The organism is uncultured Methanobrevibacter sp., assembly GCF_900314695.1.
Lineage (GTDB): Archaea > Methanobacteriota > Methanobacteria > Methanobacteriales > Methanobacteriaceae > Methanocatella.
On the sequence record NZ_OMWD01000001.1, the window covers coordinates 73,469 to 97,898 of the forward strand.

General features: G+C 33.5%; 27 protein-coding genes and 1 tRNA gene. 19 read left to right on the top strand and 9 right to left on the bottom strand.

The window, feature by feature from the left end; translation table 11 throughout:
• Positions 1 to 14 precede the first annotated feature (14 nt).
• Positions 15 to 1,028, top strand: a complete 1,014-nt coding sequence (locus QZN45_RS00340; RefSeq protein WP_292882063.1) for an ArsA family ATPase — start codon at positions 15 to 17, stop codon at positions 1,026 to 1,028.
• Positions 1,029 to 1,066: 38 nt separating this feature from the next.
• Here the strand turns inward: QZN45_RS00340 and QZN45_RS00345 are convergent, their stop codons facing one another.
• The 4 genes from QZN45_RS00345 to QZN45_RS00360 all read right to left on the bottom strand — a co-directional run bounded on the left by QZN45_RS00345 (position 1,067) and on the right by QZN45_RS00360 (position 5,304).
• On the bottom strand, positions 1,067 to 1,246 hold the full coding sequence (locus QZN45_RS00345) for a hypothetical protein (RefSeq protein WP_296810380.1): 180 nt from the start codon (positions 1,244 to 1,246) through the stop codon (positions 1,067 to 1,069).
• A 1-nt stretch (position 1,247) separates the two neighbouring features.
• Entirely contained in the window at positions 1,248 to 4,154 is a 2,907-nt protein-coding gene (locus QZN45_RS00350) for a hypothetical protein (protein ID WP_296810383.1), read from the bottom strand.
• Positions 4,155 to 4,280: 126 nt separating this feature from the next.
• A complete protein-coding gene (locus QZN45_RS00355) occupies positions 4,281 to 4,919 on the bottom strand; it encodes a cobalt-precorrin-7 (C(5))-methyltransferase (protein ID WP_296810385.1) in 639 nt (212 codons plus the stop codon).
• A 1-nt stretch (position 4,920) separates the two neighbouring features.
• Positions 4,921 to 5,304: a helix-turn-helix domain-containing protein gene (locus QZN45_RS00360; protein ID WP_296810388.1), complete on the bottom strand. Its 384-nt coding sequence runs from the start codon at positions 5,302 to 5,304 to the stop codon at positions 4,921 to 4,923.
• Positions 5,305 to 5,413: 109 nt separating this feature from the next.
• Between QZN45_RS00360 and QZN45_RS00365 the strand changes: the two genes are divergently transcribed.
• Together QZN45_RS00365 and QZN45_RS00370 are read left to right on the top strand one after the other, a co-directional pair.
• Positions 5,414 to 6,220 (top strand): protein-ADP-ribose hydrolase, encoded by an 807-nt coding sequence (locus QZN45_RS00365; RefSeq protein WP_296810391.1) that lies wholly within the window; start codon positions 5,414 to 5,416, stop codon positions 6,218 to 6,220.
• Positions 6,213 to 7,058 carry a hypothetical protein gene (locus QZN45_RS00370; RefSeq protein WP_296810395.1) on the top strand — a complete coding sequence of 282 codons (846 nt, stop codon included), beginning with the start codon at positions 6,213 to 6,215 and terminating at the stop codon, positions 7,056 to 7,058. The genes QZN45_RS00365 and QZN45_RS00370 overlap by 8 nt, the downstream gene beginning before the upstream one ends.
• On the opposite strand, the gene QZN45_RS00375 is transcribed toward QZN45_RS00370, so the two are convergent.
• The 3 genes from QZN45_RS00375 to QZN45_RS00385 are packed head-to-tail and all read right to left on the bottom strand — an operon-like array spanning position 7,047 to position 10,035.
• Positions 7,047 to 8,258: an alkaline phosphatase family protein gene (locus QZN45_RS00375; RefSeq protein WP_296810398.1), complete on the bottom strand. Its 1,212-nt coding sequence runs from the start codon at positions 8,256 to 8,258 to the stop codon at positions 7,047 to 7,049. The two genes, QZN45_RS00370 and QZN45_RS00375, sit on opposite strands and share 12 nt — an antisense overlap.
• Complete coding sequence (locus QZN45_RS00380; protein WP_296810402.1) at positions 8,213 to 9,169, bottom strand: phage holin family protein; 957 nt, start codon at positions 9,167 to 9,169, stop codon at positions 8,213 to 8,215. The genes QZN45_RS00375 and QZN45_RS00380 overlap by 46 nt, the downstream gene beginning before the upstream one ends.
• Complete coding sequence (locus tag QZN45_RS00385) at positions 9,166 to 10,035, bottom strand: metallophosphoesterase (protein WP_296810405.1); 870 nt, start codon at positions 10,033 to 10,035, stop codon at positions 9,166 to 9,168. The genes QZN45_RS00380 and QZN45_RS00385 overlap by 4 nt, the downstream gene beginning before the upstream one ends.
• A 78-nt stretch (positions 10,036 to 10,113) precedes the next feature.
• Here QZN45_RS00385 and QZN45_RS00390 point away from each other — a divergent pair, with 78 nt between their 5' ends.
• From QZN45_RS00390 to QZN45_RS00415, 6 genes are all read left to right on the top strand, one after another.
• A complete protein-coding gene (locus QZN45_RS00390; protein WP_292882039.1) occupies positions 10,114 to 11,304 on the top strand; it encodes a redox-regulated ATPase YchF in 1,191 nt (396 codons plus the stop codon).
• 30 nt (positions 11,305 to 11,334) lie between these two features.
• Positions 11,335 to 11,895, top strand: coding sequence for a DUF6434 domain-containing protein (locus QZN45_RS00395; RefSeq protein WP_296810408.1), 561 nt, complete (start codon positions 11,335 to 11,337; stop codon positions 11,893 to 11,895).
• Positions 11,892 to 12,206 (top strand): TIGR04076 family protein, encoded by a 315-nt coding sequence (locus QZN45_RS00400; RefSeq protein ID WP_296810410.1) that lies wholly within the window; start codon positions 11,892 to 11,894, stop codon positions 12,204 to 12,206. The genes QZN45_RS00395 and QZN45_RS00400 overlap by 4 nt, the downstream gene beginning before the upstream one ends.
• Before the next feature lie 19 nt (positions 12,207 to 12,225).
• Entirely contained in the window at positions 12,226 to 13,230 is a 1,005-nt protein-coding gene (locus QZN45_RS00405) for an SLC13 family permease (RefSeq protein WP_296810412.1), read from the top strand.
• 36 nt (positions 13,231 to 13,266) lie between these two features.
• Entirely contained in the window at positions 13,267 to 13,815 is a 549-nt protein-coding gene (locus tag QZN45_RS00410; RefSeq protein ID WP_292607898.1) for a DUF2115 domain-containing protein, read from the top strand.
• Positions 13,816 to 13,902: 87 nt separating this feature from the next.
• On the top strand, positions 13,903 to 15,264 hold the full coding sequence (locus QZN45_RS00415) for an MATE family efflux transporter (protein ID WP_292607900.1): 1,362 nt from the start codon (positions 13,903 to 13,905) through the stop codon (positions 15,262 to 15,264).
• 20 nt (positions 15,265 to 15,284) lie between these two features.
• On the opposite strand, the gene QZN45_RS00420 is transcribed toward QZN45_RS00415, so the two are convergent.
• Positions 15,285 to 16,232 carry a hypothetical protein gene (locus QZN45_RS00420; RefSeq protein WP_292607904.1) on the bottom strand — a complete coding sequence of 316 codons (948 nt, stop codon included), beginning with the start codon at positions 16,230 to 16,232 and terminating at the stop codon, positions 15,285 to 15,287.
• Positions 16,233 to 16,245: 13 nt separating this feature from the next.
• On the bottom strand, positions 16,246 to 16,644 hold the full coding sequence (locus QZN45_RS00425; RefSeq protein WP_292607907.1) for a C-GCAxxG-C-C family protein: 399 nt from the start codon (positions 16,642 to 16,644) through the stop codon (positions 16,246 to 16,248).
• Between the two features lie 77 nt (positions 16,645 to 16,721).
• Here QZN45_RS00425 and cfbD point away from each other — a divergent pair, with 77 nt between their 5' ends.
• From cfbD to QZN45_RS00475, 10 genes are all read left to right on the top strand, one after another.
• Positions 16,722 to 17,795 (top strand): Ni-sirohydrochlorin a,c-diamide reductive cyclase catalytic subunit, encoded by a 1,074-nt coding sequence (cfbD, locus tag QZN45_RS00430; RefSeq protein WP_292607959.1) that lies wholly within the window; start codon positions 16,722 to 16,724, stop codon positions 17,793 to 17,795.
• Positions 17,792 to 18,388, top strand: a complete 597-nt coding sequence (hisH, locus tag QZN45_RS00435) for an imidazole glycerol phosphate synthase subunit HisH (RefSeq protein ID WP_292607910.1) — start codon at positions 17,792 to 17,794, stop codon at positions 18,386 to 18,388. Before cfbD ends, hisH begins: the two co-directional genes overlap by 4 nt.
• Before the next feature lie 2 nt (positions 18,389 to 18,390).
• Positions 18,391 to 19,755, top strand: a complete 1,365-nt coding sequence (locus QZN45_RS00440; protein ID WP_292607936.1) for an AIR synthase-related protein — start codon at positions 18,391 to 18,393, stop codon at positions 19,753 to 19,755.
• A gap of 72 nt (positions 19,756 to 19,827) precedes the next feature.
• Positions 19,828 to 20,265: a hypothetical protein gene (locus QZN45_RS00445; RefSeq protein ID WP_296810416.1), complete on the top strand. Its 438-nt coding sequence runs from the start codon at positions 19,828 to 19,830 to the stop codon at positions 20,263 to 20,265.
• Positions 20,266 to 20,314: 49 nt separating this feature from the next.
• A tRNA-Arg gene (locus QZN45_RS00450) sits at positions 20,315 to 20,388 on the top strand.
• A gap of 21 nt (positions 20,389 to 20,409) precedes the next feature.
• Positions 20,410 to 21,672: a tRNA pseudouridine(13) synthase TruD gene (gene truD, locus QZN45_RS00455; protein WP_292607941.1), complete on the top strand. Its 1,263-nt coding sequence runs from the start codon at positions 20,410 to 20,412 to the stop codon at positions 21,670 to 21,672.
• A gap of 8 nt (positions 21,673 to 21,680) precedes the next feature.
• Entirely contained in the window at positions 21,681 to 22,259 is a 579-nt protein-coding gene (locus tag QZN45_RS00460) for a zinc-ribbon domain-containing protein (protein WP_292607943.1), read from the top strand.
• Between the two features lie 17 nt (positions 22,260 to 22,276).
• Entirely contained in the window at positions 22,277 to 22,666 is a 390-nt protein-coding gene (locus QZN45_RS00465) for a DUF126 domain-containing protein (protein WP_292607947.1), read from the top strand.
• 7 nt (positions 22,667 to 22,673) lie between these two features.
• Complete coding sequence (locus QZN45_RS00470) at positions 22,674 to 23,882, top strand: amidohydrolase family protein (protein ID WP_292607950.1); 1,209 nt, start codon at positions 22,674 to 22,676, stop codon at positions 23,880 to 23,882.
• Positions 23,879 to 24,352: a nitroreductase family protein gene (locus QZN45_RS00475; RefSeq protein WP_292607953.1), complete on the top strand. Its 474-nt coding sequence runs from the start codon at positions 23,879 to 23,881 to the stop codon at positions 24,350 to 24,352. The genes QZN45_RS00470 and QZN45_RS00475 overlap by 4 nt, the downstream gene beginning before the upstream one ends.
• Positions 24,353 to 24,430 lie beyond the last annotated feature (78 nt).

Below are 24,430 nucleotides of genomic sequence, written 5' to 3' on the forward strand. Positions count from 1 at the left end.
GGAGGTAGATTTTTATGGCTTTTAAAGATTATTTCAAATTTAATAAAGATAAAACAACATTTATTTTCATTGGTGGAAAAGGAGGAGTTGGAAAAACTTCTGTTTCTTCCGCTACAGCATTATGGCTAGCTGAACAAGGTAAAAAGACTTTAATTGTATCAACAGATCCTGCTCATTCTTTATCTGATTCTCTTGAAGTGCCGATTGGCAGTTATCCAAGAGAAATCAAAACAAATTTATTTGCAGTTGAAATTGACCCTGATGTGGCAATGGCTCAAAAGCAAGCACAATTGGATGCTCAAAAGGCAGCAAATCCTGATGATTCTGGAGGACTTTTGGGAATGGACTTTTTATCTGACCAATTGGACATGGCATCATCTTCACCTGGTGCTGATGAGGCTGCTGCATTTGAAATGTTTATGGCTGTAATGAATTCTGATGAATATGATGTTGTCGTTTTTGATACAGCACCAACTGGACACACTTTAAGATTATTGTCCTTCCCTGAAGTTATGGATTCATGGGTTGGTAAAATGATGATGCTTAAAGCAAAATTGGGCGGAGCAACTAATGCTTTAAAGAAAATAATGCCGTTTATGGATGCTGTTGATGACCCTCAAACTTCCGAAGATTTAAAAAGAACTAAGGAAGAAATTGACAAGGCAAAAGAAGTGTTGGCTGATCCTGATAGGACAACATTTAAAATGGTTGTCATTCCTGAAGAAATGTCTATTTATGAATCTGAAAGGGCACTTGAAGCTCTTGGAAAATATGACATTACTGTTGATAGTGTTATTGTAAATCAGGTAATGCCTGATATTTGCGATTGTGATTTCTGCCATTCAAGACACAAATTGCAGCAAAAACGTTTGGCTTTAATTGACCAAAAGTTCCCTAATCAACATGTGGCTGAAGTCCCATTGTTCAAGGACGAAGTTAAAGGTCAGGAAAAATTATTGAAGTTGGCTCATATATTATATGATGACGAAGACAATGATGAAGTAGCACAAGAGGCTATTGCATTATAAAAAATAAAATAAGTTAAAATAAATTAATATTTTAACTTTCATTCCTCTTTTTTTGAAAACCATTCATAAAATCTCACTATTGCAATTATTCCAAGTATTGTTGTACAGATAGTAATGCCGTTAAAGGTCAATATTTCATAGATTAATGAAATGATAAATGCTATATCTAATATCTTTAATGTGGTGCTTTCTTTTTTGAATTCTTCAATTAATCTCATTTTAACCTCCATTCCAACTTTTATCCCAATATTTGGCAGGCATACTTATAGGCAGACAATATTCTTCATCAAAATATTCGTATGTTTCTGATTTGGTTAACTTTTTAGTTTTTCCGTTGCTAATGTATACGGCTTTATTTCTGTCCAATGTCAAGTCATTTTTTATTTTTACTTCAATATAATCATAACCCCCATTTTTGTTTGGTATATTGAAGACCTTTTTCCCTTGAAGATATCCTGGCCTTGTAAAAGTGCATGTATCCATTGCTGCATGCCATTCTTTTTTATTTATAACCTCGTCTCTTAATGTTGTCCCAACATTTTGAACGATTATCATTGTCGAAAATAATCCCATGCATACTGCCGGTGCACCAGTCAGTATTTTATCCAAAGCGAATTTGATTCCAACATAAAGCATTTGACTTACAGGTTTAGCATTACCTATTAAATCCTCTATTCCTTTATAAAAGTTGTTCATTGTATCTCTGATTCCGGAAATTATGTCTTTAGGAATTGTTAAAACCCCGCAACAATCTCCGCTTGTCGAAATTGCTGAGCCTTTGTATGTTGCATTGGAGTGAGTTACAATAACGTCTGATACTCCGCTGGTGGTGTTGAGGATGATTGCTGAAGTATCATCTTCTGTAAATATATAAATCATTTCGCCAAGTTGTGTTATGCTGAATCTGCCGTTTGCCATGGCGTTTAAAACATTGTCAAGGGAATTTGTCGTATTGTCCATGTATCTCCATGCAACTTTTGAAATCGAATAATCTTCCAGATTTGGCAGATTCATTGAATTGATTAATCTAAACAGCGTGATGTTATTTTTTTCTCCTTTAACATCCATTCCCATGTCTGCATTTAAAATATGCAGGTATGTATCGTCAAGATTTATTCCGCCTAAAATTGTCAGTGCATTTCCACGTTTCCAATTGACATTAAAATCTTTTGCATATTTATCTGCTAACTCATCTGCAAGCCAAGCGGTTTCAAGTGATGCTAAATGCATCCCATATAAGTTCATTAATCCAAATTTTGTTATATAATTTGAATTTGCATTGACCCAGCTTTCAAGAATCTTTTGCGTAATTCTCTCATTGACAATTGTGTAGGACTGCAAAACTTCAAAGCCATAGTTTTTGCGGTATTTTTCGCTGAGTCCATAACTTATAGTTTCAGTTTTTTCAAGTGCTTCCTTTTTATTGATGTTGAATGATGTGATTACTTCTTCCTTTGAAATATATCCTACTACATAATTTCCAAACAAGCTGAATTCAACAGGTTTTAGGGTATTTGCAAATTTTACACTATTTTCGTCTATGTCGTTGTAGTTTAGGTTGTAAATGGTTTTGCCGTAAAACTTTGACAGGCTATATTTTAAGCCCATCTCATCAAATGAAAGTGTTTTGAAATTCACTTTTGCGGTTACTTTATCGTTTTTTGTGTACGTTAATGTTTCAAAGCCGTCAATTCCCTTGTCTGCATATATTCCAAACATTTCCACATTGTCGCTTGTTGTGTCTCTGTATTCAATTTCAGTAAATTTTCCAGAATCATATATTAAAATTCCATTTCCTTTTAGATTATTTTTATTCAAATCACTTTTTACTCCGCTGTTGTCAAATGGAATTAAATAGGTTTTATAACCAAGATTTGTGGCATCATATCCGCTGATCTGACCAGTAGTAAATTTATATGTGCTGGAACCGATTTGTATTACAAAATATTGGTATTTTGGTAATTTTATTATGCCGTCAGTCCCAGTTTTGAGAGAATATACTGAATTATGAAACACGTAGGGCATTGTCACATTAACATGGTTTGGAATTTTAAATGAATGCGTAAATTCACTATGTTTTATTAGTTTGTTGACAGTTATCTGGTTTGTAGATTTTAGACTGTCATATTCTGTTGTTATTGTATATTTTCCCACGCTCAATGAAATCGGAAGGGTTGCAATTCCGTTTTTATCAGTTGTTTTTGTATAACTTTTCCCATTAACTTTTAGTGTTATTTTTTTATTTGGCGATGCCTTTCCGTTGCTGTTCAGAATTTTAACGCTAAATTTGCCTGTATTTCCTTCACTCATTGTCAAATCCTTTGTTTCAATCAATGATTTAATCGTGATGGTTTTTGAAATTGTTTCAGATGTTTTCGGATTGATGGAACTGATGATGTATTTTCCCGGGTTTAAATTTATGGATAATTTTCCAACGCCCTTTGAATTTGTTTTAACTGAATATGTTTTGCTGTTTAGTTTAAATTTAACAGCAGTGTTTTTTAATAATTTTCCCTTTATGTCATAAAAGGTGGAATAATATGCTTTTGTATTTTTATAGTATTTTGTTAAATCGCTTGATTTTACTGTGCTTTTTATTGTGACTGTGCTTTTTGCAGTGCTTCCTTCAAATTCGCTATTGCCGCTGCATGTACTTAATACAGTATATCTTCCGCTGTTTAAGTTAAGATTTATAGATACTTTTCCCTTGCTGTCTGTTGTCTTTGTGTATGTCTGGCCGTTAATTTGAATTTTAATTTTAGCATTTTGGATTACTTTTTTGCCATATGTTAATGTTGCTGTAAATTTGGTTCCATCTTTATAATACATTTTTACATCAGGTGCTGTTAATGTGGTCTTTTTTTTAACAACATTCGATGTCTTTGCTGTAGTTTGACTAACACTTAGCGTATCTTCGCTATTTTTCGAGGTTAATGTTTCACTTTTTATCTTGTCATTATCTTCTACAGTTAATGTTTTGGTATTTTCATTTTCAACACTTATTTTTGATGAATCAGGGCTATTGTCAACACTTATTGTGTTGTTTTCACTTGTTGCAGCAGAAACTGCAGATATTAAAAAAATAAATAAGAAAATGAAAAAAATTGTGTTTATTTTTTTATTCATAGTATCTACCTTGTTGTTAATTTTTTAAAAATTAACAATCAAAGTATGATTTCTAGAATATAAATGCTTTAATACTTAAAACAAATAGTAAATGACTTTTAAAATGGTTTTTAAGGATAAATAATCCTATTTGATAATCATAATGCACATATATGTAAATTCACTTTGAGCAATATCTTTCAATGATGACTCAACAATTCTTTCGTTTGGATAACTTAATCTCTCACAGACCACAACTTTTCTATCTTTGCTAACTCCATTGTCCAGTAAAAATTGAGCCATGTCTTTCACTTTTCTAGATGGGAGTGCAATGGTGGTTTTTCCATTGTTTATGACTGGTAAGATATCTTCTATATTCTCTCGCCCATGAAAGGTCATCACATTCGCATTATCCCATTGGATGTGGTTTTTTGCAGCGGCCAGCTGAAGTGAACTGATTCCAGGAACAACTTCGATGCTTTCATTGTCAAATCCTTTTTCGGCTGAAATTCTCAAAACTGTGTTTAAGACACCTGAAAAACCAGGATCGCCGGTTGACAATATTGAAACGGTGTTGCCATCCAAAGCCAATTGAACACCTTCCTCTAACTTATCCAACAAGTCCTTTACATTGAATGCAATTTTATTGTTAACATCATCAAACAGTTCAATTGCTCTTGTACTTCCAACGGTGTAATCTGATGTTTTAACAGTATCGATTGCCTTTTTTGTTAAATATTCGCTTGAACCGGGGCCTATTCCAACAATATAAATTTTGCCAGTCATTTTAATCATCAATTTTTAATGTATGTTTAAAGTTATTTTTTAATTCATTTTTAGTTTCTTCAGAATAGATATTGTCGTCATCGTCATTCAGGGTAAACATTGCTAATTCATAAACGATTCTATTCGTGGATTTCCCATATTCGGTTAGATAATATTCTGTGGTAACGGGTGTGGTATTTAAAACCTTTTTTTCAATTAATCCATTTTCTTCCAATTCTTTTAAACAGTTGGATAATACTTTATTGCTCAATTTAGGTTTATCTTCTTTAAATTCTTTAAAATGTTTTTTTCCAAAAAACATGTCCCGAATAATTTGGATGCTCCATTTCTTGCTAATGAGATTTAGTGTTCTATCCACAGGACAAACTATTCTTTCGGTGTTCATAATTAAAAATTGATTAAATTATTATATAAATGGTTACTTTTTTCTCACCTGGTTTCCTGAAAGTTACAAAAATCATTTAAATACCTAAATTAAATTATTATTAACGAATTTGGGAGGGATTAGGATTAACAGAGAAGAGCAATTGGATTACTTGGTCAACTACTTGATTGACGAATGTGGAGAAGATATTGATGTTCCTGATGATTATTATTCAAAAAGGTCTTTACTTCGCGCATTGATGAATGTAAGGTTGCCAATGGAAATATCTGAAGAGTTTTTAAATGTTCAGGATGAATTTTTAACCTATGAAACATTAAACAAGGATTTAACATCAGTTGGTGATATTGATGATGTTAAAGGCAAAATAATATTGTGGCAGGGAGACATTGTAACATTAAAGGCAGATGCTATTGTAAATGCTGCAAATTCAAAGTTATTGGGCTGTTTTATTCCTAATCATAATTGCATTGACAATGTAATTCACTCTGCGGCAGGATTACAGTTAAGGGATGAATGCAATAAGATAATGCAAAGCCAACAAAGGGATGAGGAAATTGGAAAGGCAAAAATCACTGGTGCATATAATCTTCCATCCAAGTATGTCATTCACACTGTGGGGCCGGCGATTCCTCAAGGATCAAAACCATCCAACAGGGATAAGGATCTTCTGGCCAGCTGTTATAAATCATGTTTGGATATTGCAAGCAATTATGAATTGAACTCTATTGCATTTTGTTGCATTTCAACAGGAGTATTTAACTTTCCACAGAAATTGGCAGCCCAAATTGCAGTTGACACAGTTGAAGAATATTTAAAAGATAATGAAACCTCATTAAAGCATGTAATTTTCAATGTATTTGGTGATGAAAGTTATCTGATTTATAAGGAATTGTTGTTTGGTGATGATAATGGATAAATTTGTTTTAAGATTGGATAAGGCTAAAAAAGCTATTGATGAAGCTGATTATATATTGATTGGGGCGGGGGCAGGATTATCAACTGCCGCTGGAATTGAATATACTGGTGAGAGATTTGAAAGGTATTTCAAGGATTTCATTGAAAAATATGATTTCACAGACATGTACTCATCAGGATTTTACCCCTTTAAAACATCTGAAGAGAAATGGGCTTATTGGGCACTGCATGTTTTTGCAAATAGGTATGATGTTGGAAAAACTGATGTCTATCAAAAGCTGCTGAAATTAGTTGAAGATACTGATTATTTTGTCCTAACAACTAATGTCGAATCACAGTTTTGGATAAATGGCTTTGAAGATAAAAGGATATTTGCAACTCAGGGCGATTATGGGCTACTTCAATGTGAAAAAGCATGCCATAATAAGTTATATCCGAATAAAGAACAGGTTTTCGAATGGGTGGATAAAACTGAAGAGTTTAAGATACCTTCTGAACTGGTTCCGAAATGTCCGGTTTGCGGTGGGGAAATGGATTTGAACTTAAGAAAAGATAATTTTTTTGTTGAAGATGAAAAATGGCATGAAATGAACAGGAATTATTCAAATTTCCTTGAGGAGGTTGATGGAAAAATTGTTTTTCTTGAAATTGGTGTTGGTTTCAATACTCCTGGAATTATAAGATATCCATTTGAACAAATGACTTATGACAATTCTGATGCAACATTAATAAGATTAAATAAGGATTATGCTGATGCAATTCCTCAAAATAAAGAAAAAACAATTAGTTTTGATGAAAATGTTGAAGATATTCTTGATTATTGGCTTTCAAGAATTTAATTCATCAATCTCTTTTTTTAGGAATTTATAAATTGATTCGGCACCGATTAGTTCTCCAGGATCTTCCCAATCGGATGGGTATAATATGAATGGATGTGTTTGGTCTCCTCCAAGCCCACCATGACTTCCAACTAACTCTTCGAATGCACAAACTTCGTCATGTTTTTCATCATAAAAGCTATTGACTAAAATGTCAGGCATATTTTTAAATGAATTTTCTCGTCTCAGGTGTCTTGCTGCATTTTTTCCAAAACCTTTGAGAGGATTTTCCCCTACAATTTCATCATTATCCAAATAATAAATTCCATCCTGGCCAATTACCATTCCTCCATTGCTGATGGAATTGACTAAAATAAATCCTATTCCCGAATGTTTTACAAGGCCAGGAATCAAATCTGGGAATAGCATTACAATTTCTTCGTAGTTTAAGCGTTGTTTCCATTGTGTTAGATAAATTAAACCTAAGTTTCCAGAGCCCAATACTATTAATTCAGAATCTTCCACGTTTTTGGTATTGTGTTCTACACTGTCATGTCCTTTGATATAATCAAGACTATCAGTGTATTTTTCCCTTAGATTTTTGATTTGGTCATTTTTTGAAATTATTTGAGGAGTTATGTTTTCAATTTCATCTTTAATGTTCTGCAAAGATTCCTTATCTTCAAACAAATCATCACGGATATTTCCAAATTTCATTTTAATATTCTTAATTTGTTTGTTTTCGGGAATTATGGCATCTCTGAAGTGGTCTATATTGTGTTCTGCTTTAAATACTTTTAAATCATCTGGAAGCAGCTTTCTTACATAACTGCCCAATGTAATTCCATATCTTTGTTTAAATGTTGCACCATTGCTTTGGCCGTGGTCGGATAATATTACTATTTTGTAGTCTCTGTCACTCATTTCAATTGCTGATGTGATTTTTGAAAATTGCAAATCGATTTTTTTCAGTGCACCCCATACATCTTCATCTTGAACTCCTGAATGGTGAGCAATTTCATCATAGCCCATGTAGGTTGCATAGGCTGTATCGATATTTCCGGTTAGTATTTCACTTGTTAAAACATCGGTTGTAACCTCTCTAAGTACTACATTAGCTCCTGCCCTTACAGCAGCATAAACTATTGTTCTTCTAATGCGGGGCTGTATATTCTTTATGTAATGGATAAATTGGATTTCAATTCGAGGATTATGTCCCATAAAAATAATATGAATAATCTCTGGAAATTATAGGCATCTAAAAAGGTGGCATTTAAGGTTTTGTTGTAGATATGTTTTAAACCGTTTAGTTTGGATGATGTTAATGTAGGGATTTTACTGTCTCCTGAAAACATGTTTGCAACACTGATTCCATTGACAAGCAATCCATGTCCGTCACTAATTTCATCTTCAATTTCTGGGGTATCACTTAATTTTCCTGAAACGATAATCTTATTATTGTTTTCCTTTTCAACCCATCTGTAGGCTACGATGTCCCTGTTGTTTCCATGCAATATTCCTGCTTGACTGGCTCCAGTCTGTGATGATAAATCGGTTTCCCATTCTTTCAAGCAGTGTGTTTTTGCATCTAACCATTCTTTAATATTGGGCATCATGCCTTTTTCAATTGCTTTTTTTAATGTATTCATGGATAAACCATCAATTTCAAGCATTATTACTCCAGAATATCTTTTTTTATATGGCGTTTTTTGTTTTATAGCATATTTTAATATGTTTTTAATATATCTTTCATAATAATTGGTGTTTGTAATGTTTGTTATAAATGTTGTAGCTATTGCCATTACAATTGGAGCTTGTAATGCACCGTAAATTCCTGTTGAAATTCCTGGAATGAAGTAGGATGTGATATAAAAAATTAGGGAGTTTACAAAAAGCGATCCTATTCCAAATGTAAAGATGATGATTTTCATTAAAAATCGTCTGATTATTGGCCAAAGTAATGCATTTGCAATTGCTAATGCTATTACAATAATGATTGCATTGTACCATGGTCCAATTGTAAAATCTGAACTGGTATAATCTACTAAAAATAATGCTACAATGTTTGATAAGGCTATCAGTAATGTAGTGATGGATGTTCTAAGAGATGAAATGAGCCTATTTTTAATCATTCTATCTTGATTTGTTGTTTATTTTTAGTTTTTAGGGTTATTATGGTAATCTCTGGTTTGCAGTTTATTCTGATTCTAAAGGAATTGGTTCCTAAACCTTTGCTTGTGTACTGTATCATATTTCCAATTTTGTAAAGTCCAACAGGATATTTTGTTGAGTTTGGGCCTCTGAAAGGTGTTGTTTCAACTTTTGGAATAATGAATTGCCCTCCATGTGAATGTCCTGAAATCTGAAGGTCAAATCTATTGGTTTTTGAAGATTCATTTGCAAAATCAGGTTCATGGGCAAGCAGTATGCTAGGAATGTTTTCAGGAAGTTTTTTCAATACCTTGTCCAAATCATCTGCACAGACAGTGCAACTGTCTACACCTGCCAGATTTAGATAGTCATCTCCTTTTTGAAGTGTATACACATCATTGCTCAAATCGATAATATTTGAATTTTTGAAGATTGTTCTAACCTTATCTGCACCCATCCAATGGTCATGATTTCCCAAAACGCCAAACTTACCATATTCTGCATCTAGTTTCTTAAATGATTTTTCCAGTGATTTTTCATAGTCATCCACCACATAAGAAAAATAATCTCCTGTCAATGTAATCAAATCAACATTTAATGTGTTGACGTAATCAACAAGTTCCTCTAAATATTCTGGATTAATCCATTGTCCCAAATGGATGTCAGTTAAGTTTAAAATTCTAAAATTATGAAAATTCCAACCCAAATTGTTTAATTCAATGTCAAGTTCAACCAAATCAATTTTATTTTCATTAAACTTCTTGTCTGGCAGTGAATAAGTTATTGCATCTTGAATACCTTGGCGAATTTTCATTGCTTGTGGTCGTTCAATATCATCGTCTTTCATTGATTATAATATGGGCGATGAAACTATTTATAATTTTAAAAACATACATTAAGATGTTATAATGAGAAAGTGATTATTATGCTTCAAATTGCAGTTTGTGGAAAACCAAATGTTGGGAAATCATCTTTTTTCAATTCAGCAACTGCTTCAAGTGTAGAAATGGCTAATTATCCATTCACAACTATTGATGCCAATAAAGCTGTTGCACATGTTATTAAAGATTGCCCATGTAAAGAATTGGGTGTTACATGCAATCCTCACAATTCAATTTGTATTGACGGAAAAAGATTGCTTCCAATAGAATTAATTGACGTTGCAGGATTAGTTCCTGGAGCTCATGAAGGAAAAGGATTAGGTAATAAGTTTTTAGATGAATTGATGCAGGCTAAAGTATTCATACATGTTATTGATGCTTCTGGTTCTACTGATCTTGAAGGTAATCCAGTTGACCCTGGAAGTCATGACCCTCTTGATGATTTGGACTTTTTAGAAAATGAAATTGTAATGTGGATGTATGGAATATTGTCAAAAAATTGGGTAAGGCTTATAAGAAAAGTCGGTGCCGAGCATTTAGACATTGCAAAGGTATTGTTTGACCAATTATCGGGAACTGGTATAGCTATTGAAGATATCATTGAAGCTAAAAGAAATATTGAACCTGACTATAATAAATGGGAAGAAGAAGACTTAATCGAGCTAACAAGAAACATATTACATATTGCAAAACCAATGATGATTATTGCAAACAAGGCTGACCTTCCTACTTCTGAAGAAAATATCAAAAGGATTAAAGAAAAATATCCGAATGTAATTCCAACATCAGCAGAATCTGAAATTGCATTGGTAAAGGCATCAGAAGCAGGTCTCATTAGTTATGTTTCCGGTGATGACCATTTTGAAATTTTAAAAGCTGATGAACTGAATGACAATCAAAAGAAAGCTCTTGATTATATTCAAACCAATATTTTAGATAAATATGGAAGCACTGGAGTTCAAGATGCTTTAAACTATGGTATTTTTGAGCTATTGGATAATATTGTAGTATATCCTGTTCAGGACGAAAACAAATACACTGACCAAAAGGGCAATGTCTTACCTGATGGTATATTGCTTAAAAATGGTTCAAATCCACGTGAACTTGCATATTTAGTTCATACTGATATTGGAGATAATTTCATGCATGCTGTTGATGCAAGATCAAAGATGCGCATTGCCAGCGACTATGAACTGAAAGACGGCGACATTATCAGTATCATTACAAGAGGTTAAATCCTCTACTTTTTTTATTTTAGGATTTTTATGGTTAAATTGACTAAAGATTTAAAAGCAGATGAATTTTTTGAGTACTATTTTTTAAAAGAAGAATTAAAAGATTTCTGCAGGCGTGAAGGTCTGAAAGTCAGTGGTAATAAACAGGATTTGGAAAAAAGGATAGTCCATTACTTGGAAACTGGGGATGAATTAACAGAACCTGTTTTTAATAAAAAATCTTGCAAAATATTGTCTAAAATTTCATTAGATGCAAAATTAGGCGAAAATTTCAAATGCAGTGAAGATAAAAGAGAATTTTTTAAAAATGAAATTGGAAATAGTTTTAAATTCAATGTAAAATTCCAAAAATGGTTGAAAGCCAATCCGTATAAAACCTATCGTGATGCTATAGATGCATATCATGAAATCCAAAATTCAAAAGAAAAAACAGAAATAGGTAAACAGTTTCAATATAATCAATACATAAGGGATTTTTTTGAAGATAACAAGGATAAATCTCTTGAAGATGCGATTGCATGCTGGAAATATAAAAAAAGTCTTAAAGGCCATAATAAATATGAAAAAAGCGATTTGGAGATATTAAAATGAAGAAAGTTAAAATTACAGTCATGAGAAAAGTCAGGCATGATGATTTGATTGAAAAATACGAAAATCCTCTTGAACATGAATGCGATGTGGGGGAAGGAGATGTTTTCATTGCAAACGGTTGGCAAAAACCGGATAATTTCTGCGATAGTGCATGGGAAAGTCTTTCACCATTTGTAATGGGGCTGGCAAATGGCGCCAGTGATTTTTATGGGGGATGGATGAAAAATAAAAAATCCGCAATGATATCATGCAATGACGGTTTCAGGCCTGTAAGTTTCCTTTTGGAAACATTGGATGAAGATGCAGATTAATTTTGGATAAAATGATATTATGGCTAAATTAATGGATTTATTTAAAAATGAAACGGTATTTTCCATATCATTAATATTGGCTATAATCTCTTGTTTTTTTGTTAAACCGAGCGTTAATTATTTAAACTATATTAATTGGGATACAATCATTTTGCTTTTTGCAATCATGGTTGTTGTTGAAATTTTAAAAAATTTGGCTATTTTTGAAATATTGGTTCGTAAATTATTGGTTAGAATTGGAAATACGTATAGTCTGCTTTTCATTTTAGTTTTCATTGTATTTTTTAGCTCAATATTTATCACCAATGATGTTTCTTTAATTATTTTCATACCTTTCACAATATTGGCCTTAAAAAAAGTGGAAAGGGTTGATTTGACAATACTTACTGTTTCTTTGCAAACTATTGCTGCAAATGTCGGGTGCATGGTTCTTCCGATAGGTGCTCCTCACAATATTGTAATGTATACGGTGTCTAAAATTCCTTTTGAATCATTTTTCATTTTGCTGCTGCCTTATGTCACAGTATCTGTTTTATTTTTTATTGTTGTCTTATTTTTTGTTCCTAGAGATGATATTACATTGCCGAAATTAAGTAAAGTTGACAAAAACTATGACAATTTTTTTAAAAGAGTTTTTCTCGGTGTCGATTATTATCTGCTTTTAACTTTCATCGCTCTTTTTGTACTTATCGGAAACTTGGAAAATATTCCGTTTTTCACATCCCTTTTTGAAAGGTGGATTGCCGGAAATGAAGTAGTCTGTGGAGTTGTATTGTCTCAAGTCATTTCAAATGTCCCTGCCGCAATGTTGCTAAGTGGTTTCAGCACTAATTATGATGCAATTATCATTGGAATTAATATTGGTGGCCTTGGAACTCTTATAGCATCTATGGCGAATCTAATCTCTTACAAAATTCTTGTCAAGGAGTATAATGAATTTAAAATCAGATATTTAATAATATTTACTGTTTTAAATGTTATTTTACTGGTTATTCTATTGATAATGAATGTAATTTTAAATTAGAAAAATATTTTAATCAAATCCGGTATATTGTAGTTCATGAATGATTCATTAAACATGTACGATGATTTTTCGAATGTTGTTTCAAATGAAGAAAGCATTTCAACAAACTCTGTATTGGATATTTTGAAGGAATATTCATCTAATATTTCGGTATTTGACTTGATGGCTGTTAATGCAGAAATGATTGAAGAAAGCAAATATGTTCAGGAAAACTATAAGCATAAAAGTCATGCAGTTTATGTTAAATATTTTTTAGGTCGTATCAAGGATGTTCACAGTGACAATAACACATATGAACATGATATTGATAAGGAAGAGTTTATTGATGCGATAGCTACTTTAAAGTCATACCATATTAATGAATCAGTAACATCCAAGACAAAATTTCCGTTAATCTATGGAATCATTTCTATTTACACTACTTTTATTCTGGAAGAGCCGATTCATCCTGTGGGAACTCCTTTCCCTGGTTCGTTATATGTTGAAGAAAAAGACGGAAAATTCTATTGTCCTGTAAAGGATGCTAATTTGGAGTCTCCTAATGCGGTCTGTAAGATGTGCATTGCAGAGCAATTGGAATTCTGACTAACTTTTTAAATAATGTGTTATTTGCGATTTGATGTAATTAATTAATACTTATATCCTATGAAAATTATACATTTAATTGATAATATGGCTAATAAAAATGTTGAATTAATGAGGGGCGAACCTGAAATTGCTGTTAGAAAACTGGCTATTCCTATAATGATTTCAATGCTTTTAACAGCATCCTATAATATTGTTGATGGTATTTGGGTTGCTGGACTTGGCCAGGCGGCTATTGCAGGTATTGGTTTTGTAACACCAATTTTCATGGTTTTAAATGGTTTTAGTGTTGGGCTTGGAAATGGTGCAACAAGCAGTATTTCCCGTTCGGTCGGTGCAAAAAACCGTGAAAGGGCCAGTAAGGCAGCAGCTCATTCTCTTTTAATATTTTTAGTAGCTTCCATTGTATTGACTGTGACATTGCTTATTATTCAAGAGTCTTTGCTTAAGACATACGGTGCCAGCGGCCAATCATTGACTGAAGCAATAAAATATGGAACACCTTTATTTTTAGGTTTATTTGCTTTTATGTTTGCAAATGGTGGAAGCGGTATTCTTCGTGGTGAAGGTGACATGAAAAGGGCAATGTATGCCATGATTGTGTCAGTTGCCCTAAACTTTATTTTGGATCCGATTTTCATATATGTCTTAAATTTAGGCTCAGCCGGAGCCTCTCTTGCAACCATTGTGAGCTCTTTAGGTGCTGCAATTGTTATTATATATTGGATTTTAATAAAAAAAGATACTTATGTCAATGTCACTTTTAAAGGATTCAAATTCGATTCAGAAATCGCTCGAGACATTTTAAAGGTTGGTATTCCAGCTTCTTTGGATATGTTTGTAATGTCAATAGCAATGAGTTTCTATCTGATGTTTATTTCATCTGTTGGTGGTGAATATGGTATTGCAGCATTCACATCAGGTCAAAGATTATATCTCTTTGGTATTATGCCTTTGACAGCTATTGCCAGTGCGGTTGCTGCAGTTAGTGGAAGTGCTTTTGGTGCTAGAAATTGGGATTATCTCTCAAGGACCCACACTTATGGAACCAAATTTGCAATGATGGTTTCAGTTGTTATTTTAATTATATTGGTAATTTTTGCACCGCAGTTGTCTATGATTTTTGCATATACTCCCGAAACCGCTCCATTAATTCCGGAAATTACAAACTTTTTAAGAATTGCATCATTCGGTTTATTGTTGGTTGGAATAGGAATGCCGTCAAGCTTCTTTTACCAGGGAATTGGTCGAGGTACAACAAGTTTGGCCTGGACAATAATAAGGGAGTTGATTTTAACTGTCGGTTTCACTTACCTGTTTGGAATAGTTTTGAATTGGGGATTAACAGGAATCTGGGTAGGTCTTGCAATTGGTAGGATTATAGCATCTATTTTAAACTTCACTTATGCAAGATACACTATAAGAAAGTTAAAATCGGTTTTAAATTAATTTTCCTATAATTTTTTTAATCATTCGACAGCAAAATCAGGTTTGTTTTTCTTTTGATGTGAATACCAGATTGCATTTTCAATTAGAAATTCTCTTGCCAAATGCATAATCAGTTCTTCATCTTCTTCTTTTCTTTCCATGATTTCATATTCGACGGTGTTATACAGCCAGTGCATTCTTAAATGTTCATCGATTTTACTGGATAGGGACATCTTCCCATAGTAATTTGCTAAAAATATTGTGATTGCAGATGAAGTTCCAACCCCAATTTTCAATGCTGCACGAATCCAATTTGCAGTCACAGGATCAAATGGGGATGAGTGCATCATCCAAACTTCAAAACCCAGTGTAATTGCATAAAAGAAAATTGTTGCAATTAGTGAAATTTTTTCATAACGGTCATTTCTTTTCTTTTGTGCCGATGCCCTTTTGTGTGCTTCATCATGGTATTTCATTTGGTCTCTAATCCAACAATTTATGATGGGTTCTTTTTTATTTGTCTCTGTAGGTATTTCTGAAAGGACATTTTTTACCAATGGGATTCGAATTTTAGTAAGCCATGGTAAAATATTTTTTACATTTTCCTTTATTCCTGCTTTTGAAATGAAATATTGGACACGAAGTGATTCTGCAAGAACCCGATATTCAAGGTATTTGTCGTGGACATTTTCATTGTTGGCTTTTCGATAAATTAAATATAGTATTATAATTAACAGCAGAACTGCGAAAATAAGGATGTGAAGCTCTGCTTCATCATAAAGAAGAAATAAGAATACAATGAGAGGTGCAATAATGGAGATATTGCGAACCTTGTTGTAATGTTTTTGGGCATATTTTATGCTTAAGACGTCTGCGGCTCCAAACAATCTGTCTATTTCAATCAGTGCAGGGGAGCTGATTTCCTCTTCAATATGTGTAAGGTTTTCACATGTTTTCCTTTCTTCGTCAAATTCCGTTTTGAAAATCATATAAATCTATTTTTTAATCATCCAATAAATCAGCCACTTTATTTGCGATAAAAACACAGCAGTCAACGCAAGGGGACTTGTCTTCTCCGTTTTTGCTTATGATGTCACAGCGAACTGTCCCATATTCCTCTTTAAATGCATTGAATATTTCTTTTGCATTGGCTTTAATTTCTGATGGGTCATCATTAAGTATTCCATTTGCAATTAAGGCACCGGTAACTGCACCGCAGGTTCCTTCATCAAATGTTCCACCCATTCCTCCTGCAAATCCGCAGGCTAATTTTGTCATTTCTTGGGGTGTAATGTCTGCTTCGGCAGTTTCACAAAGCCCCATTAAGGTTGATTCTGAGCAACTTTTAAAAGTTCTGTACTCTCTGATTTTTTCCTCTAAAATTTCTTTGTCAAGTTTCATACTACAATCTCCTTAATTAATTATATTAACTAAGAATTTAAAATATTTACTTATTAATTTGATAGGTGATAAAAATTATACATCCGAGACCAAGTCCAATTGCAGCCACTCTTTATACCTTAAGAGATATGAACGTTGATGTTATAGTTATGCATGGACCTACCGGGTGCTGTTTTAGGACAGCAAGACTTTTAGAAAGTGATGGGGTTCGTGTAGTAACTACTGGAATGTCTGAAAATGATTTTATTTTAGGTGCCGGTGAAAAGTTAGTTGAAACATTGACAGAAGCTTATGATTTGTTTAAACCGAAATTGATGGGAATTGCTGGAACATGTGCCAGTATGATTATTGGTGAAGATTTAAAAGATGCAATCGCCAATGCGGATTTGCCATGTACTGTAATACCTGTTGAATCTCACGGAGGATCCGGTGAGGGTGACAATACTGTTGGAGCAATAATGGTATTGGATGCAGCTGTCGAATGTGGTGTAATTCCAAGAGAAGAAGCTGACAGACAAATAGAAATGCTTGAAAAGGCAACAGAAGTTGAAAAAACTCGTGGAATGGCTAAAGGAAAATACATTAAGCCTAACTTTGGAGATTCAAAGGAATCAGTTGCAAAAACTGTGGTTAATGCTTTAAAGGATGGCAAAAAAGTAGCATTTGTTCTCAATGTTAAAAAAGAAACATCATACCTGTTTGCAGATATTGTAAATTTTGACTATATGCAGATTAATCCTGATAATAAGCCTATTTTTGTAGCTAATCTGGATGAGAATATTGGTTTGCCTAGAATCAGACAGCATGCTGTAAATATTAAAAATCAATTGGATATTGAACCTGATTTTATCACTGGTGGTCTTGATGAATATCCGATTACTGCTGATGCGGCATCAGAATATCTTAAAGACAAGAATTTGGATTTAATTGTAGTGTTTGGTGTTCCTCACGCATTTCCAATTGAAGATTTTGATGTTGAATCCGTTGCAGTAACAGATGGGCCACGTTTGGTTGAACCTCTTAGGGAATTAGGTTATACTCATGTTGTAGCTGAATTGGATGCACATTCAAAAACATTGGGCACTGATGAAATTGTCTTTTCAGACTTTGGTGGAATGATTAGATCAGCTATTGGGTGGTTGAACGAATGATTACGATAATAGATTATAAAAGCGGAAACTTAAAGAGCATTTCCAATGGATTTAAAAAAATTGGTGTGGAGTATCAAATCACCGATGATAAGGATGTTATTGCAGATAGCGATTATTTGGTTTTGCCTGGAGTTGGAGCATTTGGAAGCGCTATGGAAAATTTGGAATCATTTAAAGATGTAATATACGAGCACGTTGATGCAGATAAACCATTTTTAGGAATATGTCTCGGCCAGCAGGTATTGATGAGTACAAGTGAAGAAACTCCTGGCATTAATGGCCTGGACTTATTTAAAGGAAATGTGGAAAAATTGCCTGAAGGCGTAAAAATACCTCATATGGGCTGGAACAAACTTGATGTGTGTAATGATTCACCTATTTTGGAGGGTATAGATAAAGAATTCTTTTATTTTGTTCATTCTTATCATGTTGTTCCTGATGATGAAGATATCATTGCGGGAACCTGTGATTATGGTGGAGATGTTGTTGCATCTTTAAGCCAAAATAATTTATTTTCAACACAATTCCATCCAGAAAAAAGCGGTAAAGCAGGACTTAAAATTTTAAAGAATTTCACTAACTTGGAGATATAACTATGGATATTGAAGGATTTGTAAGAGCTAGAATTGATGATTATTCATATGATGATTTGGCTGATATTCTGGCGGTACGCATAAGAGAATATAAAAACATTTCAGAAGAAAATTCTCATGAAATGGCAAAAGCAGTAATTGATGAAGTTTCAACTACTTTGAAATTAAACGAAAGCAATGATGAATTTTTGAAGGAAATAGCAAATGTCAATAAGGCTGATGTACTCATGGGCGAAATGGGAGTAGGTTCCCGTGGAGCCGGCGACTTTTTCGTTCACAGAAAAATCGCAGAAATCGTAGCTTCAACAAATACAGCATCACTTGTCAATCCATCAGAACAGGATGACGGAGGTGTTGTGAAAGCTCAGGCAAAAAATGATGAAGTTTATATTACAACAGCTGTTGATGGAATACACTCAAGATTAAGTGAATATCCGTTTTTAGGCGGTTTTCATGTAACTCGTGCAACACTTAGGGATGTCTGTGTAATGGGGGCAGACCCGGTAGCTATATTAAGTGATGTTCACCTTGCAGATGATGGGGACGTTGCAAAGATATTTGACTTTACAGCAGGTGTTGCAGCGGTTTCCGAACTTGTTGATGTTCCGATTGTAGCAGGAAGTACCTTGCGTGTTGGCGGAGATATGGTGTTAGGTGATAGGTTTGTTTCCGCTGTTGGAAGTGTGGGTGTTTCAAATTATCCTCCTACTGCAAGAAAAGGAGCGACTGAAGGAGATATTATTCTTTTAACTGAAGGTTCCGGCGGTGGAACAATAACTACTACTGCATTATATAACGGATTTTTCGATGTGGTATGGGATACAATGAACGTTAACTTTGTTCAGGCATCACATGCTTTATTTGAAGCAGACCTTGTAAAGGACATTCATGCAATGACGGATGTAACAAATGGTGGCCTTAGAGGAGATGCCCATGAGATATCCAATACAACCGGTGTCGGATTGGAATTTTACGAAAAGGAAATCAGGCAGATGGTGGCTCCAAATGTATTGAATATGCTTGAAACATTAAACATTGATCCGTTAGGTGTTTCAACAGATTCACTGATGCTGATTGCACCTCCTGAAATTGTCGGCGATATTAAAAAAGCAGTTGCAAAATATGATGTGGCAATTTCTGAAATTGGTGAAGTCAACAACTCTGGTGAACCAATTTTAATTAAAGAAGATTCAACTGAAGAAAAATTGGTTCCTTTATTTAGAGAAGCTGCCTATACAAAAATTAAAAAGTTAGTCGGTGAAACAACTCCTGAAGACTTTGAAGAAATGAAGCAAAAGGTTCAAAAGGCTTCTGATGCAGCTATTGCTAAAAAGGATAAAGTCATAAAACACATTCGTGAAAATTAAATGTGGATTTGTGCAAAAGCACAATTTCACACTTCAACTTTTTTTATTAATTCTGAAATCTAATTCTCATACATGTTAGATGATAAAGGAAATTTGTTCATTATAGATGCAGTACTGGTAGTCGGCTTGTTTTTATTTGCTTTTATAGTTTTCAATCAAGCTATTTTTATACAGGATTCACATTATTCAAGTGAAATAAAGGATTCTAAAACTGCTCAAGATGTTATGGAAAGTTTAAGTGGAAAAATTAATTTTACGGATAAGACATTTTTAGGTGATATTTCCACAATTTTAAAAGATGGTAAAAATTCAAAAGAATCTATCAATAAAGTTTGTGAACTTTCTAAAGATAAATTATCGAGTTTTAATCTTAAGAATTATCGATTTAGTGAAACAAATATGTTGGATGATAAGGTATTGGCAAGTTCTGGTGAATATTCCGATGTAGATAATGTATCTGTAGCTATAAGGACATATGGGGATTATTCTTATACATTATCGGTATGGTAATTATTAAATACTATAAGAATTATATAATTAATTGTTATCTTATTTTGTTGCCCTGGTGGTGTAGTTTGGATAACACATGGGACTGCGGATCCCATTCCCCGGGTTCAAATCCCGGCCAGGGCATTATTATTTTCCGTGATTAATATGTTAAATGCTAATACTTATGTAACAGCTCAAAAAGGTATTGGTGGAACTATTAGAAACCAATATGAAGATTTTTATGTTGAAGAAATTCCTGAAATAATTCCCGAAGGAGAAGGTCCTAACGTTTATGTTTGGATTGAAAAATTAGGGAGAACTACTTTGGATGTTGTTTTGGATATTGCTCGTGATTTACATATTTCAAGAAAAAGAATGGGCTTTGCAGGAATGAAAGACAAAAAAGCCATAACCCGACAATGGATTTGTATTGCAAATATGGATTCTGAAGAGCAACTTAATCAAGTTAAGGCCCTTGACGGCGAAATTTATAAAACTGATTTTTTAAAAATTGTTCGAGGTAGAAAAAAACTTAGAATGGGTCAGCTTAAGGGAAATAAGTTTCGAATTCTTATTAAAGATTTGGACGATATAGAAAGAAGTGCGGATACTGCTAATGAAGTTTTAAAACAATTGGAAGTAACTGGTGTTCCCAATTATTTTGGATGGCAGAGATTTGGAAAGCCACGAACAATAACCCATCTTGTTGGTGAAGCATTAGTTGAAAATGACCTTGAAAAAGCTGTTGGAAGGTACATTGGAAATCCTCAGGATGATGAATCTGAAGAAAATCAATTGGCAAGACAGGCATTTGATGACGGTAATTTAGAGGAGTCCCTTAATTTAATGGGTAAGGGAATGCGTTATGAAAAGATGATGATTAAGGAATTGATTAAAGATTCCAAAAAAGGAGAATTGACTGACAAATCGTATATGAATGCATTACACGCCCTTCCTAAACCTCTTCAGAGAATGTTTGTACATGCTTATCAATCTTATTTATTCAATGAAGCTGTAAGCAATAGGGTAGAAATGGGAATAAACAGTTATGTCGAAGGAGATATTGTAATTGACAATGAAGAACATATTGTTCGTGATAAAACTCCTGAAGAATTCCAAGAATTAATTGAAACTTTCCAAGCTAGCCCAACTTGTCCTTTATATGGTACAAAAGTTCCATTTGCTGATGGAAAAGTCGGTGACATGGAAGAAAATATCTTAAAAAATTACAACATTACAAAAAAAGACTTTGAAGTTCCAAAAATGCCTCGTTTAGGCAGTCATGGATTAAGGCGTGCTATGCGTTTTCAAGTATGGGATGCATCTGCAGTTCCAACTGATGATGGTGTTTTATGTGAATTTTCAATCAATAAAGGGTCTTATGCAACTGCAGTTTTAAGAGAGGTAATGAAAAAAGATGTTGTTTAGGTGATAACATGGTAATTTGTCCTGAATGTGGAAAAGATGTAAAAGATGCAAAGTTTTGTTCTAATTGCGGAGCTTTACTTCAACAGAAAGAAGAAAAACAAACTGTTGAAATTGAAGATGTTGATCAAAAAGAAGACGTCAATGTCGATGTAAATGATTCTGAAGAAAAAGAGAGTGCTGAAGTAATTCCATCCGAATCAAAACAGGAATCTAAAAAATATAAATTTTGTAGAAATTGTGGTTATGAATTAACTGGCGATTATAAGTTCTGTCCTGAATGCGGGTATGATTTGTCCGGAAGAGTAACTGCTAATCGAAGTTCTGTTCCGTCCGCCAATTCCGGTGAAAAGAGTTTGGTATTGGCAGTTATTTTAAGTGTAATTTTCCCGGGCCTTGGTCAGATTTATTTGGGTCTTAACCAGAAAGGTATTCTATTCATAGTGGGTTATATCATATCTGCAGTTTTAATTTTCTTGTTAATTGGATTTTTATTAGTTCTTGTGGTATGGATTTGGGCATTAGTCGATGTAGTACAATCAACAAATGCAATCAATAACGGTGAATATGTTGAAGACAAGTTATTTTAAATAAATATGTGATTTTTATGATTGAATGTAGAAATATTGCAAAAGGAAAAGCAAAAGGTGAATTAATTGTTTCCACAGAACCTATTAGTTTTTTAGGTGGTGTAAATCCTGAAAATGGGGAAATCATTGATCCCACTCATGAACTAAAAGGAGAAATAATTAAAGATAAAGTTTTATTCATCCCTGGAGGAAAAGGATCTACTGTTGGGTCATATGTTATTTTCCAAATGATGAAGAACAATACGGCTCCAAAAGCAATAATTTGCCTAAATGCCGAACCGATTATAGCTACTGGTGCTATTATGTCTGATATCCCAATGGTGGATTCACCGGCTGAAACTAAAGATTTGACAAATGGAACTTTAGTCGAAGTTGATGGGGATAGTGGAACTATAGAAATATTGTAGTGATAATATGAAAACTCTAATTGAAAATGTAAACATTATAAATCCTTCAGATGAAATTGAAACCAGTCAAAACATTTTAATTGAAGATAATGTCATTAAGGAAATATCCTCAGGTAATATTAATGCAGATGATAATGTAATTGACGGTGAAGACAATTATCTGCTTCCGGGTTTTATTGATTGTCATACCCATATTTTTGCAAAAGGATTTCACAAAGAAGAAAATATGGCCAATCCATTGGGACTACATTTCTACAATGCGGTTCCTCATTCACTACAAACAATCAATGCAGGTGTTACAACAATTAGAGATTGTGGATCAGCTGATTTAAGTTTCAAATTAGCTCAACAACGTAAATTATTCACTGCACCGAAAATACATTTGTCAATAAGTCCTTTGGTAATGACTGGGGGACATTTTGATTTATTTTTGCCTTCAGGATGGGATATGGAGATAATTTATCCTGGATTTCCTAAAGGCAGGTGTGATGGTGTAGAGGAAGTTTTAAAAAAGACCCGTGAAATGAAAAGAGCAGGTGCAGACTTTATTAAAGTCATGGCCAGTGGTGGAGTTCTAACTACAAATTCCTCTCCAGAATTTGCCCAATTCAATAATAAGGAATTAAAAACAATTGTCAAAGAAGCCTCAGCAAATGATATGAAAGTATCGGCTCATTGTCATAGTTTAAAGGGGATGAATAACTGTATTGATGCAGGATTTTCATCAATTGAGCATGGAACATTCATTGATAAAAAAACAGCTTGTAAAATGGTAAAAAATAATGTCAGTTTAGTTCCAACATTGCTGGTTCATCAATTCTTATATGAAAACGGTTTTCCGGCATGGGATAATTATGCCGGTGAAAAATTAGCCAAACTAAAGGAAATTGTCAAAGTTCACAAAGAGAATATATCCATTGCATATGAAGAGGGTGTAAATATTTTAATGGGAACAGACAGTGGCGTTATTCCTCATGGTCATAATTTGGAGGAATTAACTCATTTGGTTGAAATTGGAATGTCTGAATCACAAGCCATTGCTGCAGGAACTGTTAAGGCAGCTGAATTTTTGAATAAAGATAATTTGGGTCTTGTAAAAGAAAATTATATTGCTGATTTGATTTTAGTCAATTCGAATCCGTTAGATGATATTTCTATTTTGAGTGATAATGATAATATTTTGAATGTTTTCCAGGACGGGATTTTAGTAAAATGAAATTGTTGATTGATGAAAGCGAATGCATTGCCTGCGGTCAATGCAAATCAGTATGTATCAGGGACAATATTGAAATAGATGAAGTAGCTTACGAAACAGGAAGCAACTGTTTTGAATGCGGGCATTGCATGGCAATATGTCCCACTTGTGCCATGACCCTCAAGATATTTAAGGGTCGTGAAGGCAGGATTGAAGATTATAACTCAAAGGAAATTCCAGTTAATTATGATGAATTATTGGCATTTTTAAAACAGAGACGGTCTATTCGTTGGTTTAAAAAGAAAAAAATTGATAAAGATACTTTTAATAAACTGATTGAAGGTGCATATTATTCTCCATCAGCACAAAATGAGCAGGATGTTGAATTTGTGGTTTTGGACAAAAAACTGAATGATTTCATGAAACATGTTTACGACATCATTAATGTTCAGGAAGATGAATTTTTCAGATTGAACCACCCCATCCTATAGAGGATGGGGATTCCTGAATTTTTTTCACTTAATAATGGTTAATTTAAGTATTTTATCAGGCTATCCCCGTTGAACCAG